Source organism: Methyloceanibacter marginalis (assembly GCF_001723295.1).
GTDB lineage: Bacteria > Pseudomonadota > Alphaproteobacteria > Rhizobiales > Methyloligellaceae > Methyloceanibacter > Methyloceanibacter marginalis.
Map to the genome: position 1 here is coordinate 1 of NZ_LPWD01000223.1, position 2980 is coordinate 2980.

Genomic DNA, 2980 nt, shown 5'->3' on the forward strand with positions numbered 1-2980 from the left:
CAGCGCGTCGCGCTCGGCGGCAATATCGGCAAGGCGGTGCTCGATCTCGAGCCCTTCGCGCCCGATCTCACATACGTTCTGGAGTTGTCGTCGTTTCAGATCGATCTTAGTCCATCGCTTGAACCCGACGCCGCGGCCCTTCTCAATATCACGCCGGACCATCTCGACCGGCACGGCACTTTGCAGAACTATGCCGCGATCAAGGCGCGCGTCTTTGCGCAGCTCGGCGCCGAGGCCACCGCCGTGATCGGCGTCGACGACGAGCCGTGCCGGGCCATCGCCGAGACATTGCACGGGCCTTTTGCCGTGAAGCGGGTCGCCGTGGGGCAGCCTGTGCAGAACGGCGTCTGGGCCGTCGACGGCGTCATCATGGAGATGGACGGCGGCCATGAGGTTGGCCGCGCGGAGCTCGAAGGCATTGGGTCCTTGCGCGGCGCGCACAATTGGCAGAATGCGGCGGCCGCTTACGCGCTCGCCCGGTCGCAAGGGCTGCAGGCGGATGCGATCCAGCAAGGCCTCCAGAGCTTCGCCGGCCTGGCCATCGCATGGAGCAGGTGGCGCGCGTCGGCCACGTGCTCTTCGTCAACGACTCCAAGGCGACCAACGCGGATGCCGCCGGCAAGGCGCTCGGCAGCCTCGACGACATCTATTGGATCGTCGGCGGCCGCGCCAAGGACGGCGGGCTCGCGGGGCTGGAGCCGTTCTACCCGAAGATCGCCCGTGCCTATCTCATCGGCGAAGCGGCGGAAGATTTCGCGCACCAACTGGGCAACGCGATCCCCCACGTCGCTTGCGGCACGCTCGAGGCAGCCGTGGCGCAAGCCGCGGCCGACGCAAGTCTGTCGCAAGGGCCCGAGCCGGTTGTGCTATTGTCGCCCGCATGTGCCTCTTATGATCAGTTCGACAATTTCGCCAAGCGCGGCGACGCCTTCCGCGAACTTGTAATGCGTCTCGATGGGGCAACGAGTGTGACGCAACAGGGCAAAGCGGCATGAGACTTACGCGCGCCGACAAAAGTGTCCTCTCCGCTGGTGGTTCACCGTCGACCGCCTGATGTTCTTTGGTCTTCTGCTGCTGATGGGGGCGGGCCTCGTCCTGTCGCTCGCGGCAAGCCCGCCCATCGCCGAGAGATACGATCTCGAGGCCTTCTACTTCGTGCGCCGGCACGCGGCGCTGCTCCTGCCGGCGATCGTCATCATGTTCGCCGTCTCAACGTTGACGCCCAAGCAGATCAGACGCACGAGCCTCGTCATCTTCCTAGTCGGCATCGCGTTGATGATCGGGATTCTGTTCTTCGGCGTTGAGGTGAAGGGCGCCAGGCGTTGGCTCCAAATCGGCGCGTTCTCGCTACAGCCGTCGGAATTCGTAAAGCCGGCCTTCATCGTGCTCACCGCCTGGCTCTTCAACGAGAGCCAGAAGCGCAAGGACGTGCCAGGCCTCGAGCTCGCCATCCTGCTTTATGCGGTCTTCGCGCTTCTGCTCATTCTCCAGCCCGACTTCGGCCAGACGTTGCTCATCAGCCTCGTCTGGGGCGCGCTGTTCTACATGGCCGGGATCAACATGATCTGGATCGCGCGCCTCGTGGCGCTCGGCGCCGCCGGCCTGGTCACCGCCTATTTCCTTTTGCCGCACGTCGCCTCGCGCATCGATCGCTTCCTCGATCCCGCCTCCGGCGACACTTATCAGTCGGACCGCTCTCTCGACTCGTTCCTCAATGGCGGCTGGTTCGGGCGCGGTCCGGGCGAGGGGACCGTCAAGGACGTGCTGCCGGACTCCCACACGGACTTTATCTTTGCCGTGGCGGCGGAAGAGTACGGCTTGATCGCGTGCCTGATTTTGCTGACTCTGTTCGCCTTCATCGTGCTGCGTGGGCTGTCCAAGGCGTCGCAAGAATCGGACGGGTTCATCCGGCACGCGGTGGCGGGGCTCATCATGCTGTTCGGCTTGCAAACCTTGATCAACATGGCCGTGAATGTCGGCCTGCTCCCGGCCAAAGGCATGACCCTGCCGTTCATCTCTTATGGCGGCTCCTCGTTGTTGGCCATGGCGCTGACCATGGGTTTCGCGCTAGGGCTCACGCGGAAGCGGCCCATGGCGGGCCGGCTGAAGCATCCGGCGCGCGCCGAGCACGAGACGGACCACGCGGGGGCAAGGGGGCAGACGGCTTGACGCAGACGATACTACTCGCCGCGGGCGGAACAGGGGGACATCTCTTTCCGGCCACGGCTCTGGCTCAGGAACTGACGCGCCGCGGCTTCGCCGTGGAACTCGCCACGGACGAGCGCGCCGAGCAGTACGGAACCGATTTCCCCGCTCGCGCGGTCTATCGCGTCCCGTCTGCAACGTTCACGAGCCGCAAGCCGCTCGCCGTGATGAAGACATTCGGCCGTTTGGGCAATGGCTTCTTACGGGCGCGGCGTCTCCTCGAAATGGTGCAGCCCCATGTCGTCGTTGGCTTCGGCGGCTACCCCACGCTCCCCCCCATCATGGCAGCGCGGTCGCTCGGCATACCCACGGTGATCCACGAGCAGAACGCGGTCATGGGACGCGCTAACCGTCTGCTGTCCCGCTTCGCCGACGCCGTCGCACTGTCTTTTTCGTCGACCAAGCATTTGCGGCGCAGCGCCGAGAAGCGTGCGCAGGTGACAGGCAATCCCGTGCGCGACGCGGTGCTCTCCTATCGCAACGTCCCTTATGTCCCGCCGGAGCCGGCCGGGCGTCTGCTGGTACTCATCTTCGGCGGTAGCAAGGCGCGCATTTCTTCTCCGAAGTGCTGCCTCCGGCCCTGGAACGGATGCCGTCGCCCTTACGCTGGCGGCTAACCGTGGTGCAGCAGGTCCGCCCCGAGGATCTCGCCTCGGTACGCGAAGCCTATAAGCAGGCGGACATCTCCGCCCATTTGGCTCCGTTCTTTCGCGATCTCCCCGAGCGCATGGCCAACGCCCATCTGGTGATCTCCCGCGCTGGCGCTTCCACCGTT

3 protein-coding genes and 1 pseudogene are annotated in these 2980 nt (G+C 65.1%); all 4 read left to right on the forward strand.

Features of this window, described 5'->3' with window-relative positions; genetic code table 11:
* A pseudogene (gene murD / locus AUC71_RS17675) lies at window positions 1-995 on the forward strand (UDP-N-acetylmuramoyl-L-alanine--D-glutamate ligase); the annotation flags it as partial.
* Window positions 996-1053: 58 nt separating this feature from the next.
* On the forward strand, window positions 1054-2169 hold the full coding sequence (ftsW, locus tag AUC71_RS08955; RefSeq protein WP_069623990.1) for a putative lipid II flippase FtsW: 1116 nt from the start codon (window positions 1054-1056) through the stop codon (window positions 2167-2169).
* A complete protein-coding gene (locus AUC71_RS08960; RefSeq protein WP_083238221.1) occupies window positions 2166-2822 on the forward strand; it encodes a glycosyltransferase in 657 nt (218 codons plus the stop codon). The genes ftsW and AUC71_RS08960 overlap by 4 nt, the downstream gene beginning before the upstream one ends.
* On the forward strand, window positions 2795-2980 hold a 186-nt coding region (locus AUC71_RS22670; RefSeq protein WP_425283372.1), incomplete at its 3' end, for a glycosyltransferase. The genes AUC71_RS08960 and AUC71_RS22670, both read left to right, overlap by 28 nt.